The sequence below is a fragment of the Lewinella sp. genome, from assembly GCF_050633125.1.
In the GTDB taxonomy this organism is placed as follows: domain Bacteria; phylum Bacteroidota; class Bacteroidia; order Chitinophagales; family Saprospiraceae; genus Lewinella.
Window position 1 is genome coordinate 23,743 of the sequence record NZ_JBOEFX010000046.1, and the last position, 16,512, is coordinate 40,254.

General features: G+C 46.5%; 13 protein-coding genes. 6 read left to right on the forward strand and 7 right to left on the reverse strand.

Annotated elements, in window-relative coordinates; all coding sequences use genetic code 11:
- Positions 1-122: 122 nt before the first annotated feature.
- A complete protein-coding gene (locus ACRBG0_RS10785) occupies positions 123-3,734 on the forward strand; it encodes a Dyp-type peroxidase (RefSeq protein ID WP_431486901.1) in 3,612 nt (1,203 codons plus the stop codon).
- Between the two features lie 28 nt (positions 3,735-3,762).
- Here ACRBG0_RS10785 and ACRBG0_RS10790 read toward each other — a convergent pair whose 3' ends face one another.
- The 4 genes from ACRBG0_RS10790 to ACRBG0_RS10805 form a co-directional block, all read right to left on the reverse strand.
- Entirely contained in the window at positions 3,763-4,452 is a 690-nt protein-coding gene (locus tag ACRBG0_RS10790) for a porin family protein (RefSeq protein WP_431486902.1), read from the reverse strand.
- Between the two features lie 14 nt (positions 4,453-4,466).
- The gene (locus tag ACRBG0_RS10795) at positions 4,467-5,321 is read right to left on the reverse strand and encodes a tetratricopeptide repeat protein (protein ID WP_431486903.1); all 855 of its coding nucleotides are present in this window, start codon (positions 5,319-5,321) and stop codon (positions 4,467-4,469) included.
- 109 nt (positions 5,322-5,430) lie between these two features.
- Positions 5,431-6,024, reverse strand: coding sequence for a YdeI/OmpD-associated family protein (locus ACRBG0_RS10800; RefSeq protein WP_431486904.1), 594 nt, complete (start codon positions 6,022-6,024; stop codon positions 5,431-5,433).
- 23 nt (positions 6,025-6,047) lie between these two features.
- A complete protein-coding gene (locus ACRBG0_RS10805; RefSeq protein WP_431486905.1) occupies positions 6,048-6,962 on the reverse strand; it encodes a hypothetical protein in 915 nt (304 codons plus the stop codon).
- A gap of 365 nt (positions 6,963-7,327) precedes the next feature.
- Between ACRBG0_RS10805 and ACRBG0_RS10810 the strand changes: the two genes are divergently transcribed.
- A complete protein-coding gene (locus ACRBG0_RS10810) occupies positions 7,328-8,503 on the forward strand; it encodes a trans-sulfuration enzyme family protein (RefSeq protein ID WP_431486906.1) in 1,176 nt (391 codons plus the stop codon).
- A gap of 158 nt (positions 8,504-8,661) precedes the next feature.
- Here the strand turns inward: ACRBG0_RS10810 and ACRBG0_RS10815 are convergent, their stop codons facing one another.
- Genes ACRBG0_RS10815 through ACRBG0_RS10825 form a run of 3 tightly spaced genes read right to left on the reverse strand, consistent with a single transcriptional unit; the run spans position 8,662 to position 10,919 of the window.
- Positions 8,662-10,206, reverse strand: a complete 1,545-nt coding sequence (locus ACRBG0_RS10815) for a DUF6089 family protein (protein WP_431486907.1) — start codon at positions 10,204-10,206, stop codon at positions 8,662-8,664.
- Positions 10,207-10,214: 8 nt separating this feature from the next.
- The gene (locus tag ACRBG0_RS10820; protein WP_020534402.1) at positions 10,215-10,580 is read right to left on the reverse strand and encodes a phage holin family protein; all 366 of its coding nucleotides are present in this window, start codon (positions 10,578-10,580) and stop codon (positions 10,215-10,217) included.
- A gap of 36 nt (positions 10,581-10,616) precedes the next feature.
- Positions 10,617-10,919: a hypothetical protein gene (locus ACRBG0_RS10825; protein WP_431486908.1), complete on the reverse strand. Its 303-nt coding sequence runs from the start codon at positions 10,917-10,919 to the stop codon at positions 10,617-10,619.
- Positions 10,920-11,087: 168 nt separating this feature from the next.
- Between ACRBG0_RS10825 and ACRBG0_RS10830 the strand changes: the two genes are divergently transcribed.
- From ACRBG0_RS10830 to meaB, 4 genes are all read left to right on the forward strand, one after another.
- Positions 11,088-12,293 (forward strand): acetyl-CoA C-acetyltransferase, encoded by a 1,206-nt coding sequence (locus ACRBG0_RS10830; protein ID WP_431486909.1) that lies wholly within the window; start codon positions 11,088-11,090, stop codon positions 12,291-12,293.
- Positions 12,290-14,437 carry a 3-hydroxyacyl-CoA dehydrogenase NAD-binding domain-containing protein gene (locus ACRBG0_RS10835; RefSeq protein ID WP_431486910.1) on the forward strand — a complete coding sequence of 716 codons (2,148 nt, stop codon included), beginning with the start codon at positions 12,290-12,292 and terminating at the stop codon, positions 14,435-14,437. Before ACRBG0_RS10830 ends, ACRBG0_RS10835 begins: the two co-directional genes overlap by 4 nt.
- Before the next feature lie 15 nt (positions 14,438-14,452).
- Entirely contained in the window at positions 14,453-15,229 is a 777-nt protein-coding gene (locus tag ACRBG0_RS10840; RefSeq protein ID WP_431486911.1) for an enoyl-CoA hydratase-related protein, read from the forward strand.
- A 165-nt stretch (positions 15,230-15,394) separates the two neighbouring features.
- On the forward strand, positions 15,395-16,447 hold the full coding sequence (gene meaB, locus ACRBG0_RS10845) for a methylmalonyl Co-A mutase-associated GTPase MeaB (protein ID WP_431486912.1): 1,053 nt from the start codon (positions 15,395-15,397) through the stop codon (positions 16,445-16,447).
- Positions 16,448-16,512 lie beyond the last annotated feature (65 nt).

The following is a 16,512-nucleotide window of genomic DNA, read 5'->3' on the forward strand; positions in this document are numbered from 1 at the left end:
TAATATTCATAACATTTCACTACCTTAATCACACAAAACCTAATGGAAGCGAAATTTGCTTCCACCATATTCAAATATTAGACTTAATTCTACTGAAGTAAGTCTTTTAAAGCCTTTTTCGTGTGAAAAAATCTAAACCTGATTCCATCACTCCGGATCGTGTACAAGCCGTATATAAGCTTGCACAGCCCGGATTGCTCTATATGCCTGCTCACGGCATATTCCTCACCATCCAACTCAATCGAGCCGGTAAAAATAGCGAGAAAGCTATCCTACAACTCGTCAAAATCATTACTCAAAGAGCAGAAAGTATGGCAACTACCTCCCGGATAGTGGCCGGATTTTCCAGTAAACTTTGGAAAAAGTGGACGGGTAAAGTTCCTCCTGGCGCCCCTGGTTCTTCTACCATACTGAAACAAACAGATTACTTTAAGGACACCCAGAGCGACCTCTTTTTTTACCTTAAATCAGAGGCTCGGGAAAACTGTGAGCAGTTAAAGGAGATGGTCTTAGCTGGCTTAGATGACTATATCAGTGATATCGCTGCCACCACAGGCGAAATGAGTAGTGATCGTAAAATCCTGGACCGCCATTACTACGATGGTATAACCAGCCCCTCTGATCCCGCCCAGGTAGTAGGATCTATTATTCGAGCAGATGATAATGCCTATGCTGGTAGCAGTTGGGCTTTTGTACAAAAATTCAACGTCGACTGGCAGTATTTTGCTCGCCTTAATACGGATGCCAAAGACGAGGTCATCGGCAGGAATGGAGATGCCGTCATCATCCCTGATGATGATAAACGAAGCCATATCCAACGCGCCCGCGTCTACAACAACCAACGCGAAAACATCAAACTTGTCCGGCAAGCATTGCCCTTTGGCAAATCCAAAACAGGGGCTGGTCGTGAAAAAGGCATCTACTTTGTAGCTTACGCCAATGATACAGATGCCATGGAGCAAATTATGCACAGCATGGCTGGTCACGGACATGGCGCAGCACCTGATAATTTATTGAACAATGTCCAAGGTATAGCTGGTGGTTATTACTACCTGCCAAACACCAAGGAATTAGAACTTAAGCAAGGGCTTGACAAAAAAGATTTCTCAACCGACCCACACTGGGCTACCAGGAGTAAAAACGGTTGGATGTTCTACAACTCCAACGATTACCTGACAGTGATGGGCACTGATCGCTATCCTGATCCTCCTTCCCAACGCATTTTGCACCTCATCGGGAATATCTTTTCACTCTGGCGAGACCACTGGTACCAGGTCAGGAACATTCCCGAAATGCAACATTTAAGTCATTACTTGGATAAAGGGGAAAAGTGGGTAATGAAAGCTCCCATCCCTATCCGAAAGGGAATGGCTATTAAAAAAAGCCTCAGCCTGGTCAATACCAATCCTCACTATCCACAAACACCGGAAATGTATGCCTGGCAAGCGGATCAATTCAGGATTGATCCACAGGACATTCTCTTTGGTATCATGCCTGAACTATCTCTCGGTCGTGGCAAAGAAGTCATGCCTTACCTGAGAGATGACGAAAAGCAATTCGCCTTTTCGTTGATGCTCGACGAGTCTTCTGCGATGGGACACATTGTGCCTGATCACAAGAAGATGCTTAAAATGGGTTTAGGTGCATTAATAGCCGACATCACGGCCCGCGAAGAAAAAGCAAAGGGAGAAACTAAAACATTTTACACGTCCTCCCGATTAGCATTGGAGGGTGTACAGAGTTGGTTAAGCAACTATTCCAATTTGGCGACCCAGATGGCCAAAGACTTGAAAGACCGCCCCAACGAACAGCAAAACCTTCTAGGTATTGCCAAGCGTGCAAATAAACTAATGACCCAACCACCAGAGACCTTTCTGGAAGCCACCCAGTTGGTGTTCACCATGCACGCCTGCTTTCACTTAACGGGCAATCCCGTAGCCGTCGGTCGACTCGATCAACTACTGATTGATTTTTACAAAAATGACAATATCAGCGAAGAAAGTGCGCAAGAAATCATCGAAGCTTTTTGGATCAAGCTGGGAGAAAAAGCGCTACACAACCGTCATTATGCTACTGATCATGTGAGCTATGGGACGACTGCCGTCTCTTACATTGGCGGCAACTTCCCTCAGGGTGGCGGCATCAATCAATGGGTTCAGCAATTGACGGTCGGTGGTTCTCTTCCTACTTCAGGGAAAAAACCCAAACCGGGCGCTAATGCTATCACGATGATGGCATTAAAAGCTTCCAGGAGATTACCCTTGAATGCACCTTGTCTATCTTTACGCATTTACAAAGGCATGGACAAAGCGCTGTTAGAGGAAGCTGCCAAAGCCATACTCAGCGGTGGTGCTCACCCTATCCTGTTCCAGGAAGAAAGAATGATAAAAGGGCTTCACGAATTTTCAGGCCTACCCCTGGAAGCTGCCAGAGATTTTGCCAGCGACGGTTGTTACGAACCTATGGTAGCTGGGCAAACGGAGTTTTGCTTCAGCAATGTCACTCCGCTCGATGCGGTGGAATGTGCATTGAACCAAGGTGCAAAATACAGTATGTCTGGACCTATTTATCTCAGAGGTTGGAAATCATCCTTCCGATCGCCACACGCCAGCGAAATCAAATCATTTGCTGAGTTTCAAACTATTTTCCTGAAACATTTGGAGTGGTTCATTGTCCAGTTTTTCAACAATACTTTGATGAACTACGGCAACTTGTGGAAGATTTGCCCCAGTCCTATGTTATCTACCTTGATTGAGGGATGCGTAGAATCGGGAAGAGACCTGACCAACGGTGGCGCTAAGTACCATATCATCGCCCCTATGTTTGTAGGGATGGCTACCACGATTGACTCTCTGTACGCCATCAAAAAACTGGTCTTTGACGACACTGCGGTGTGTACCCTCCCCGAATTACTAGACTGCCTGAGCAATGACTGGGGCTATGGTATGCAGGAGCCTTCTCACAGCACACTGGAAGGAAAAACCAGAATAGCAGTACAAGCGAAACAGTACGAACAATGGCGAGCCATTGCGCTGCAACTCCCCAAATTCGGCAACGGCCACGCTGAGGTGGATGAAATAGGTACCTGGCTATCGGGGAAAATGTGCGACATGGCCATGCGTGTCCTCCAACAACCTCCTTCGCCACTCAAAGAGACCCTGGCAAATATCAAGCAGAACTACTCTACGAAAGGTAAACCTTGGGAAATACACCTCTGCCCCGGCATTGGCACCTTTGAAGGATACGTAGGTGATGGCGCTGGCAGTGGTGCTTCCGCCGATGGTCGGCGCAATGGCCAACCTTACCCATCGGATTTCAGCCCTGCTCCCGTTCCGCAAGATTTATCGCCAATTCCTCAGCATCAGGAACAAGCACAGCCTATTCCAGGAACGTATCGTGGCATCTATACAGCCTTAAGTAGTTGGGATTCACCGGAGATTTATCACAAAATATCCAACGCATCTCCTGTAGATTTGAATATCAAAGAGGATTTTCCTTTACCCGACATGGTGCGTTTCATCAAGGATTATTCGGAAGGCAAGGTAGGTTCCAACCTCCTCACCGTGACTTGCGTTGACCCCGACACCTACCAGATGGCTGCCCAGGAGCCCGAGCGCTTCGAACTTGTAAGGGTACGCATGGGAGGATGGACAGAGTACTTTGCAGCCATGTTCCCCGAACACCAGGGGCAGCACGAAAGGCGGCCGTACTTTGTACCGGAAAACAGGAAATAATGCTACTGGGAAGGGCCGGAGATATTCTTTACCAGCCCTTCCCTCCAAAAAGATAATTAGCTCCTATGCAGAACTGCCGGTTTTTTCTCTGCCAGGGAAATGAGTCCATCGTAATGTCCGTTAAGCCATGATAATAGTCGACCCGCAAGCGAAACTTATCATTAAGTTGGTAGTCTACTCCGACTTTCGGGCCAATATCAACACTTTTAAAGCTTATATCTTTTGTCCTACTCTCCGTGAAGTAAGGCTCGTTAAAGACTTCACCACTCGCTTCATAATTCGAGCTGGCAAACAAAAAAATCATGGGTTGCACACCTGCTTTCACTCCTAACTTCCCTAGTCTAAGGCGATAATAAAAAGGTAAGCCCAGGTAACTTGAATGCAGATTAGCTTTATCCGAAATAACACCAACCGTCACAATCTGCTCGCCCTCAATACCAATAAGGGCCTTATCCTTAGTGACCTCTTTGCCTTCCATTTGCACCCACAAGGCTTCCATTCCCAATGACGATTTCTCGCTAATCCTCTTTTCCAGAAATACCCCCAAATTACCCGACAAGGTAAATTTGACCTTATAATTCCCTGAGATGGGTACGTCTGAAGTCACTTTGCTAAATCCAACATTCCCCACAACGCCCCCCATCAGGTTTTGAGCCTTTGCAGTGTTTAACGTTAAGATCACGAAAAGAATAGAGAGCAGCGTTTGTTGATTTTTCATTTTTTACTTCAAATCTACAGATTAAACTCTTCTGCTAAGATATCATCCACCTCAGCATCGTATGCTTCTGAATACCCTAGTGCTTTTGATTTCAAGAAATACTGCAAGGCTTCTTCTTTAAGACCTTGTAACAACTTCGCCTTTCCCATATTCTTATAAGCATAGGAGTTTTGGGAATCATATCCTATTGATTTCAATATCATTTTTTCACCCTCGTGGAGACCTCCTCTACGACAGAAGATCAATCCTAGATTATTTAGAGCATACTGGTGGTATGGATTTGTCACAAGAACTTTTTCATAATACAACTGGGCTTTATCATATTCTTGTTTTCGATCATAGCAATATCCAAGGTTATTGAATATATCTTCCTCATAATAATCTTGTTTGATTATCTCTTCATAGTCCTCAATTGCCAGATCAAACTCTTGTCTTTTTATAAACACATAGGCTCTTGCCATTAACGATCGGATGTCTCCAGGTTCAATAGATAAAACACGATCAATTATCTCCATTGATTTGTCAACAGGGCCTAGGTTTTGATACAATGCAATGAGATGGTGTAAATACAGATAATTCTCATTTTCTAGCTGTACCGCTTTTTCTGCGTCTTCTATAGATTTATCAAATTCCTTTTCTTCAAACAAGGCTACCGACCTCCAATACCTGAATTCTGCCGCATCAGCTAATGCTATAGAGGTTTCCAGGTCTTCTATCCCTTCTTGATTTAATCCTTGTGCTACCAAAACAATACCTCTTAATCCTCTTAGCTCCGCATTATCTGGATCTTTCCATAATAGATCATCAATTCTATTTAATGCTCTACCGTAATTTCCAATCTCTATTTGTTCACGTATGTCCTGTATCATTCTGATGGTTGTTATTATCTCCCCTTCCCAAAGTAGTCCTAATCTTAATTAGCTACATCCTCTTAGCAGGGTAAATATTGCCGTTAATTTTTCTACGATACCCCACACCTCACTTATACCGATCATTCAACCCCTCCCCTGCCAAAATCATCGGCCGTATTTTTTCCAACCGTTGCACTTTAGTTGCAGCACGTTTGGCTTCACGTATATATTCAGAAAATTCTCTTCTTTTTCCAATTGTAAATTCTTGAAAAGCAGCATTTAATTTATCATTTTCTACTAAAAACTGCTCTAATTCTTCTGGTAAAACGAGCTCCGATTTTGGTTTAGCTGGGCGGATTACCTTCCCATCTTTTTGATTCTGGATAGCCTCTTCCAAGTAAGCCGTCACTAATGCAGGATCAATATCTTCCTCGTTAGAAAAACGCCACTGCCGCATAGCTTTAGTTTTTCCTTCCTGCGCATTAATCAATACCTGCGCGGGGTCTTCTAGGAATGTCCCCTGATAGAACCAAAGACCGAAATAGTCTTTAAAAGCGCTCAGTCCAACCACATTTTTGTTCTTGATGGTATACACCGGAATCCCCCACTTGATGGTCTCCTCCAATTCGGTGGCAACCAATAGGGAACGTAATTGCTTTAAGCCATCCTGCCATTCGGTTTGAGCAGCTAGAAATTCATCGGTATTATTGAATTTTTTCATTATAAGCGGAGTGTTTTATTTGTTCAATGCCATGATCTGGTGACCATTCCTAAATCTTCGTGGATATAGTTCCCCTCTATTAAAAGGTTGTCATGAAGACCATGCACGACCAGCGAGACCCCATCGGCATTGCCATTCACGATGGCAGATCGATAGAGTTCATTGTTCCTTATAATAATATTATCACCATTATCGCCACCGATATAAATATTGTGATTAAAAATAGCCAAGGAGAATCCATTGTTCTCAAAATGACAACCTTCAATAATCAAGTCGTCACCGCCTCCGAGAAAACCCTGATCAGAACAATCGGTAATGCTTGAATTCAAAAGCTGCATGTGTTGATTCTGATCGTCGGCACCACTATTAGGAGTATTAGCTCCGGCACTATGAACACCGATGCCAAAACCGGAGATATCCAGGTTATCCATCGTGATATAATCCGCATCATTGTAAGCAAATACAGCCCACTGCCCAGTTCCGGCTCCTCTTAAATCAAGATTTCTGATAATGTAGCCTTCGTCATGATCCGCATTTCCTCCATCAGCAAAATGAAACAAATTTGTAGCAGCTCTGGCCTCCGTTAGAATAGGTTTAGCCGTTCCTCCCCAAGGAGCATCATAACTATCAAAAACAATAGGGCTAGCAGCGGTAGCATTAAAATTGTAGATACTCCCAAAGCTTGCATCTGTCCATGCAGCTCCTTTAGCAAATCGTATCTCGTCACCTGCCTGCAAGGAATTAATCACTGATATTACTTTGGCAATACTCTGCCAGGGAGCATTACTGCTTGTTCCACTATTAACATCATTTCCTGCCACACAATTCACATCAGCTCCGGTAGCGCAGTCGCAAACATAATAGGTCGTTGCCTTAAGTTCAGAAGTAAAAGGTAAAGCAAGTAAAAGGAATCCAAAAACAAGGTGGTGGGTTTTCATGGTGATATTTTAAAGTTTAGAATCACACTACTGGACATTCGGCAAAAGTCCGTAGGAGAGCACAAGTAGCTTCGCGCCCTTTTGGTAAAGGGTAGAGAGGTAAGGAACGAAATTCGGTAATTTCCAACATCAGTCCTTATTACAGATACTGTGTCATTAAAGATCGGTTTCTACTTGCGTATTCAAGACCCCTCTACCCTCTACTTAAAGTGGCAATGCAATCGCCGCGTAAGGCTTTGTTTTCAGTCCCCTAAAAATAGTAACATTTTCAAAAAGCGATTTCCTGCTCTATTTTTTTGTGATCAAAAACGGGGAAAAGCGCTGGAAAAACCTAATTTAACCACCCTAAACCAGCAACTACCACCATGAAGCACCTTAGTTATATCCTCAATCACTTAGGAGAAAATCGGAAGGACTACTTTGGGGCTGTCTCGCCGCCGATTATTCAATCCAGCAACTTTGCCTATGACCGGTTAGAGGATTTTCGCAATGCTTTCGTAAGTGAATTCGACAGTCACCTTTATACCAGGGGCAATAATCCTACGGTAAAAATCTTACGCGAAAAGCTCGCTGCACTAGAGGGCACTGAAGAGGCGCTCGTCTGTAGTAGTGGTAGTGGTGCAATAGCAGCAGCAGTGCTGAGCCAGGTACAACAAGGCGATCATGTGGTATGTGTAAATGCCCCCTATTCTTGGACAAAAATCCTCCTGACTGACTACCTCCCCCGTTTTGGCGTCACGACAACCTTTGTTGATGGGCGATCAATCGACGCCATTGCCGCTGCGATTCAGCCTAACACCAAGGTACTCTACCTTGAAAGCCCCAATTCTCTCACTTTTGAATGTCAGGACTTGGCCGCTTGTGCTGCTTTGGCTCGTCAACATGGGCTTACCTCCATGATTGACAATAGCTACGCCTCTCCTGTTTTCCAGCGCCCTCATGAATTCGGCATCGATATTGTGGTTCATTCCGGCACCAAATACCTCAACGGACACAGCGATGTAGTAGTAGGCGTCATTTGCGGCAGTAAGGAAAAAATTCAAAACATCTTCTATCGCGAGTACATGACACTAGGGCCGATCATTAGCCCCAATGATGCCTCCCTGGTTATCCGCGGCCTGCGCACGCTGGAATTACGTATGAAGCAAAGTGACCAAAGCGCAAAACTCATTGCCGAACGGTTAACGGAACTCCCCAAAGTAAAATCGGTCTTACATCCACTCCTGCCGACCTTCCCACAATACGAACTCGCCCAAAAACAAATGAGTGGTGCTGGTGGCTTGTTTTCGGCCCACTTTGCAGCTACTAACCTGGAAAGTATGGAGCGGTTCACCCACGCCCTATTGGACAGCAAGCGCTTCAGCATGGCCGTCAGTTGGGGAGGGCATGAATCATTGGCCTTGCCCACCGCCGCATTTTACGGTATTCCTGGTCGTACAGATAGCCCAATCCCTTGGACACTTGTACGTTTCTATATCGGTTTAGAAGACCCAGAATGGCTATGGGAAGGAATAGAAGAAGCGATGGGGTATATTGAATGAGGGAGAGATAAAAGGTACTAGGTACTCCGTACAGGGTACTTAGATTTTGATTGCCTTGGGCTACCCCCATACCAAATACAAAGTACCCAATCTCCTGTACGGTGAGGTTTGTCTATATAAATACCAGTTTTTGGGAACTCACAAAGGCGAATCTCCCCTTAATACCCCTCCAGTCTAAAGACTACTCTTTGGTGTTCTGTAGCAAAATTGGCATTCATTAAGGGTTCGCGGTTGCTGTGCCCACGCACGGTGAGCTGTGGCAAAGGCACACCACTATCAAGCAGGTAACGCTTCACCCTTTCGGCACGTAGCTGGCTCAGGTAGCCAGGGGCATCCTCTCGGTCTTCGCTATCGGCATGACCATTAATAAATAGGCGGTAATTCGGGTGTTGTATTAAAAAAGCAACCATTCGATCAAGGAGCATAAAGTTGGTAACATCAGCACTATTGGTTCTAAAAAGCAGGATTTGCTGCTCCAGCAACCGTGCTTCTTCAATGGTAGAAGTCGTCCGAGGGCAACCTCCTTGATCAAAGTAACCGAACGTGTTAGGGCAGGCATCTTCATCATCCTCTATCCCATCACCATCAGTATCCGGGCATCCTTGAAACAAGGGGATACCGTACTTCTCAGGGCAGCGATCATCCTCATCCAATAAGCCATCAAGATCGGTATCTATCGCCGGACAGCCTCTACGATCTTTGGTTCCGGCCAGTAGTGGGCAATCGTCGATATGATCCTGCACACCATCATTATCAGTGTCTTTAGGCGGACAGCCCAAAGCTTCGGGCGGCCCCGCAATGGCTGGACAGCGGTCGTAAGGATCAGCCGTACCATCACCATCGGTGTCCGGACAACCGCTAAAAAATGGGTCACCCGCCGCTAGTGGGCACCGGTCATCACTATCACGTATGCCATCGCCATCTGCATCGGGGCAGCCACGCGTGCCAGCTGGGCCAGGTTTTAATGGGCACAAATCATCTACGTCGGCAATACCATCTTCATCAATATCAGAGAGGTAACCAAAATGCAGCTTGCCCTCTAGGTAAAGCTGTCCGTAACGATCTTTATCATTTGGATTCCCGGATGCACTTACACCATCCAAATAATCGGTTTCCGTGAAAGTGTATAATATTCCCGTTCCCAATCCCAATGTCTTTGTAACCTGATAGGACAATCCAATACGGACCGGAATGATCAAGGCCGGCTCAAGCACCTCTACTTCCAGGTCATCTTTGATCAAATCAGCCAGTTCCAAGTGGGTATTGTCCAGCAAATAAGCCTCCGGTGAATAAAAAACAAGCCCTACGCCAATCCCTACCTCCGGCTGTAGTCGGTGACGGCCGAATAGGAAAAAACGTGTCGTAAAAGCAATGTCTTTAAAGGAAGTTTTGAATTCATAATCTCTGGCCAGCCGGTAGGCGTCTGCTGTATAGAAATGATCAGCACCCGACAATTCACCGATATGCCCTTGCAAGCCAAAGGACCAAAGATCACTGGGGCGATAGTGTAAACTACCGCCCCAGGTGAAAGAATTTCCACGCAGAGAACCAAAGCCTTCCCGGCTAATATCTCCCTGGTATATTGTTTGACCACCACTTGCACTAAATAACCATTTGGCTTGCTGCTGCCCAGCTACTGGGCGAATAAACAGCAGTAAAAGTAAAAGCAAAACCAAACCAAACAATCGCGACAAGTGATTCATACGGTTAACTAAGAAAAGTGTAAAAACACATTTGCTACTGCAACAAAAACAGCCATCAAAAGTGCCCAACTAAAGCTTTTTATGGTAAAGCCTTTTAAAAAATGCGCAGCAATCATCAAAACGACAGCATCGACGACCAAGCTAAACAAGCCGAGCGTGATCCAACGGAGCGGTGTCGTGATAAAATCAAGAAACGCCCCAAGGGTCGCATTCAGTATAGCCAATACAAAAGCTACAATCACGGCACGGGTAAAATCTTCGATATCTACGCCGTTTAATAAATAGGCCGCTCCCATCAGCACCAATGCCATCAAAAGAACTTTGATTAAAAAAGAGCCCAATCCGGCTTGTGCAGCAAGAAGTATAATAGTCATAGTTTTAAGGTTTTTAGTTATAGAATAAAGCTAAATCTAATTCCCCCATTTCTGGCGGGTAGAGCTACTGCTTTCTTCTTTAAGTGATCCTTCCAGCTCCTTTATTTTCTGCTTCAACTCACGGTTCTCTTTTTTCAGCTTTTCTATTTCTTGCTGAGGATCATACGTAGAAGAAGATTTAGAAGACGAGCTGCTTGTCTTTCCATTCATCATTCCTTTCACCTCCGCAATAGGGTCTTTACCTTGAATATAAAGCGCACCACCATAAGCTAGTGGAACAAGAAAAATAAGGAACAAGAGTAAGCGTGCAAAAGGAGTCAGTTTAGTACGTGTGGCCATAGATTGAATTATTTATGCCAAAAATAATAGAATTGTAACGCAAAGCACATAATTATCTACCAGCATTGATTTAAAAAGGATAGAAGGCACCCTTCAAGCTTGGACGACACTGCTTCATTGGCTATCTTGCAGCAAAGAAAAAAGAGTAGCTGAAGCTCCCCCACCAATATGAAAGACGTCTTTATTTATGATGCCCTCCGCACGCCCCGCGCTCACGGCAAAGCACGCGGAGCGCTTTACGAAGTAAAACCGGTGCATCTACTCGAAGTAGCCCTAAGGGCACTTCAGCGCCGTCATCAATTCCAAGCTTCCGATGTAGATGATTTAATCATTGGTTGTGTCACGCCCATCGGTGACCAAGGCTTTAATATTGCCAGAACAGCCTTGTTGGAAGCAGGTATGTCTGCCGCTAACGGCGGTATGCAGATTAACCGGTATTGTACTTCAGGCTTAGAAGCCGTCAACTTGGCTGCCGCCAAAATAGCTGCAGGCTGGGAAGAACTTTCCATCGCTGGAGGTACAGAAAGCATGAGCCGCGTCCCTATGGGCAGCGATGGTGGGCCCCTCCTCAATGATCCTGGTGTCTTTATGACGCAAAACTACCTACCACAAGGGGTTGCTGCCGATCTGATTGCCACCATGGAAGGTTTTCAACGAGAGGAACTCGATGCTTACGCCGTACAATCACACCAACGAGCAGCTGCCGCCCAAACGGCTGGCTATTTCCAACCCAGCATTGTACCAATTTGTGATGCCAACGGACTAGCTATTCTCAAACAGGACGAAACCATCCGACCTGAGACAAACCTCGAACAACTGTCCCGGCTACGGCCTTCTTTTGCACGCCTTGGCGACCAAGGTTTCGCAGCAATGGCCCTACATCGTTATCCAGAAGTTGAAAAGGTTCATTACCTGCATACACCTGGCAACTCTTGTTCTCTTTCTGATGGCGCGGCCCTCGTTCTACTGGGTAATGAAGCTAAAGGAAAAGCCCTTGGCCTCAAGCCAAGAGCACGAATTTTAAGTTGTGCAACCGTTGCTGTTGACCCAACGATCATGCTCACTGGCCCAGGGCTGGCTTCAGAAAAAGCATTAAAAATCAGCAAGCTAAAACCTAAAGACATCGACTTATGGGAATGCAATGAAGCCTTCGCAGCGGTAGTACTCAAATTTCAGCGCGACCTGAATTTGAACGATGATCAACTCAATGTAAATGGTGGAGCAATTGCCTTGGGGCACCCCCTGGGAGCAACAGGCGCCATGCTCCTGGGAACAATGCTCGATGAACTTGAAAGAAGAGATTTAAAAACCGGACTAGTCACCCTCTGCGCTGGTGCAGGCCTGGCAGTGGCTACCATAATCGAACGCGTATGATCCGGCTAAAAAAAGATACTGCTAATATTGTCACCATCATCTTCGATATGGAAGATCGCGAGGACAATGTTATCAACCATGAGATTACAGATGCCTTCCTGCCTGTTATCAAACGCCTACAGGAAGAAAAAGCCAAAGGACAGCTCAAGGGCGTCATTCTTACTTCTAATAAAAAATCATTCCTCTCCGGAGGTGACTTGGGCTACCTTTATGGTGCCAACGACCCTGAAGAGCTTTTCCAAGAAGCTGAAAAGCTTAGTCGCTTTTTTCGAGATTTGGAGCGACCCGGTGTGCCTGTTGTTGCAGCCATTGCAGGCAACGCACTGGGTTCCGGCTTTGAAGTAGCCCTCGCTTGCCATCATCGCATTGTCCTCGATGATCCGCGAGTACGTGTGGGTATCCCCGAAGTCAATCTGGGGCTCATGCCCAGTGGAGGAAGTATCGTTCGGATGATGTGGCTTCTTGGTATTGAGAAAGCCTACCCTGTCCTCACTTCTGGCCGGCATTATTCCCCACAAGAAGCCCTGAAAGTGGGAATTGTTGATGATTTGGCCAGCACTAAAAAAGAATTAATAGAAAAAGCAAGAGCGTGGCTCCTCTCCCACCCCTACTGGTACCGCCCTTGGGATCAGGAAGGTGAAACTATCCCCGGAGGCACCGCCAAAGACCCTGCACTGATCGAACGAGTACGCGCTACAGCAGCTGAACTAGCAGCAGCAACCTACAACAACTCCCCTGCCAAGCGTACTATCCTCAATGTATTGGTCGAAGGCTCAAAGGTAGATTTCCCTACCGCTTGCCGCATTGAAAATCGCCGCTTCGCCCACTTGGTCTGCTCCAGCACCGCTAAGAATATGATCAGTACCTTCTGGATGGACTACCACTCCATCAAAAAAGGAATAAGCAGACCTAAAGGGTACGGAAAATTTCGGGTACGAAAAGTGGGTATCATTGGTTCCGGACGTATGGGCTCAGGCATTACGCTTTCCTGTATTCAAAACGGGCTTTCCGTTGTTCTCAAGGACGTAAGCAAAGCCATTGCCGAGCGCGGGCGCGAGTACGTAAGCCAACGTATTGACGAACTCATTCGGGAGGGCACCTTCCATCCTACAGAGAAAAAGGAGATCATGGAGCGCTTGGTTACCACCGAAAAAGCAGCTGATTTTGCAGACTGTGATATCGTCATCGAAGCAGTTTTCGAAAACCAGCACCTCAAACAAAAGGTAACTCGCGAAGCAGAAGAGCAACTGGACAACTATTCAATTATTGGCACCAATACCGTATCTATCCCTATTGCTGAGCTTGGTAAAGCATTGCGTCGGCCACAAAACTATGTAGGCCTTCACTTCTTTCCGCCGGCAGAAAGCGTCCCCTTGGTTGAAATAGTCGCTGGAGCTGATACTTCCGATGAAACGGTTGCTCGCGCCATCGATTTTGTACAAAGAATCATTAAAATTCCCATTGTTGTAAAAGATGTATGGGGTTTCTATGCCGCACGGGTTCAAAACACCTATATTCTTGAAGGCATCAGTATGCTCAAAGAGGGTTACCCCCCCGCATTGATCGAAAATTCTGGTCGCCAACTCGGCTTACCCAACGGGCCACTGGAATTGGCCGATGCAATGGGCTTACAACTCGTCCTCAAGTACGAAGAGCAAGCGGCTATGCATTATGGCAGCAACTACGTACAACACCCTGCCGTGAGTGTTCTTAAAACCATGATCGAAGACCTGGAACGTACTGGCCGTACCAAAAAGGCCGGCTTTTACGAATACGATCAGGAAGGCAACAAGATTCTATGGAATGGCCTACATGAACACTGGGCACCAAGCAAAACGTCCTATGATCGTAAGCGACTCAATGAACGGTTACTCTTTGCCCAGGTAATCGAAGCTTTATGGTGTATGCAGGAAGGTGTTATCACTTCTGCAGCAGCGGCTAACCTGGGTAGCGTTTACGGCTGGGGTTTCCCAAAAGAAACGGGCGGCGTTATTCGGTTTGTCCAAAATTATGGGGTAGATAACTTTATGGCGCAAGCCAAAGTGTACCACAAGGATTATGGCCAACGTTTCCGTCTGCCCAAAGTATTGAAAAACATGATTACCGAACCTAACTTTCAACTCGCCAAAGCGGCAGTTGAGTAAAATAAACCACCCTTAATGGATCCCATTCTTTTTGAAATTAAAAACCAAGTTGGTTGTATTACCCTCAACCGGCCTCAGAAATACAATAGCTTTACCCGCGAATTGGCCCTCAGCATGCAAGCAGCACTAAAGCAATGCGCTGACGACGAAAATATTCGGGCAATTCTAATTACTGGTGCAGGCAAAGCCTTCTGTGCTGGCCAAGACTTGGGAGAAGTCACCCAGGAAGATGCGCCAGGGCTCAGCAAGATTATTTCTGAACACCTGAATCCCATCATCCGCCTGATCCGGGAAACAGAAAAGCCTTTCGTAGCCGCCGTCAATGGTGTTGCTGCTGGTGCGGGTGCCAACGTTGCTCTGGCTTGCGATATTACGGTAGCCGCCGAATCCGCAAGCTTCATCCAGGCTTTTAGTAAAATTGGCTTAATCCCTGATAGCGGTGGTACTTTTTTCCTACCTCGCCTGATAGGCCTGCAACGCGCAACTGCCTACATGATGTTGGGCGATAAAATCAGTGCAACAGAAGCTGCTCAGGTAGGCATGATTTACAAAACAATGCCTGACGAAGACTTCGAAAAAGCAACCTTCGACCTCGCTCACAAATTGGCAGAAATGCCAACCACAGGCCTGGGCCTCACCAAACGCGCGCTAAACCAATCTATGAGTAACGACCTGAACAGACAGCTGGAAATTGAAGACCAAATTCAATCTACAGCCGGACAAACAGCAGACTACAAAGAAGGGGTACAAGCATTTTTGGAAAAGAGAAAACCCGTTTTTACAGGTAAGTAACAGAGCGAAAGCGCTTAGATAAGACGCTCCGACGCGCAAGTGTAGCAGTAATTACAAAAGAAGCGCGCCGGGCGTCTGTTATTTCTTAAACGCCTGAGAGCTATGATGGTCATCCTGTAAAGTTTACTTTAATAGACATTTAACGTAATTTAGTATTTTAGCAATATGGCTAAAAACACTTCCTCCAAACCGGAGCCGGACCACCTTCCGGCCAGCATCAACCCTCGGTTGCGGCAGCGGCAGCGGCGGGATTATCCGGCCAGCTACTACCTGACTGGAATTCTGGCGGGAGATAGCGTTTTACTCAGCCAGGCCATCACGCTAGTAGAAAGTACCCGCTTGGCCGACCAGCGCAAAGCGCGTGAAATTGTAGAAGGGTGCTTGCCTCATAGCGGGGCTTCCTTTCGCCTTGGTATTACCGGCGTTCCCGGGGTAGGCAAGAGTACTTTTATTGAGACCTTCGGATTGGCGCTCGTCGAAGCAGGAAAGAAAGTGGCTGTACTTGCTGTCGACCCCAGTAGCCAGCTCACCCACGGCAGTATCCTTGGCGACAAGACGCGCATGGCACAATTGTCATTACATGCCGATGTTTTCATTCGCCCCTCCCCTGCTGGTGAATCATTGGGCGGTGTTGCCGCCAAAACCCGTGAACTTATTTTATTGTGTGAAGCTGCCGGATACGACTTCATCATCGTTGAAACGGTGGGCGTCGGGCAATCAGAAGTGGCGGTTTACAAACTCACCGACTTTTTCTTACTGCTCCTTCTTCCCGGTGCTGGCGACGAGCTCCAGGGTATCAAACGTGGCGTCGTAGAAATGGCCGACCTCATCGCCGTCAACAAAGCCGACGATGATCGGCGTATTCCGGCACAACAAGCACGGGCGGCCTACCAACGAGCGCTCCACCTCTTCCCGCCTAAAACCAGCAACTGGATCGCCAAAGCACAAACTTGCTCGGCCATCACCGGCGCAGGTATCCCTGCCATCATCGAAGAATTAAAGGACTTCCAAACCCTCACGCATGATAATGGTTTTTTCCTCCATAATCGCCAAGAACAAGCCATCCACTGGTTTCAGCAGCAGCTCCGCCAACGTATCCTCGACCAGTTCTTAAAACCCGCCGACCATCAAGAAAGATTACGAAAATTAGAAGCCGCTATCCGTGCAGAAGAACTCTCCCCGCAGGCGGCGGTGGAAGCTTTCTTTAATAATTCTTGACCACCAAAGTACTGTTAAATTCCTGAATTTGACCTATCAGTAGTTCGCTGTCTTTGATCGTTCAA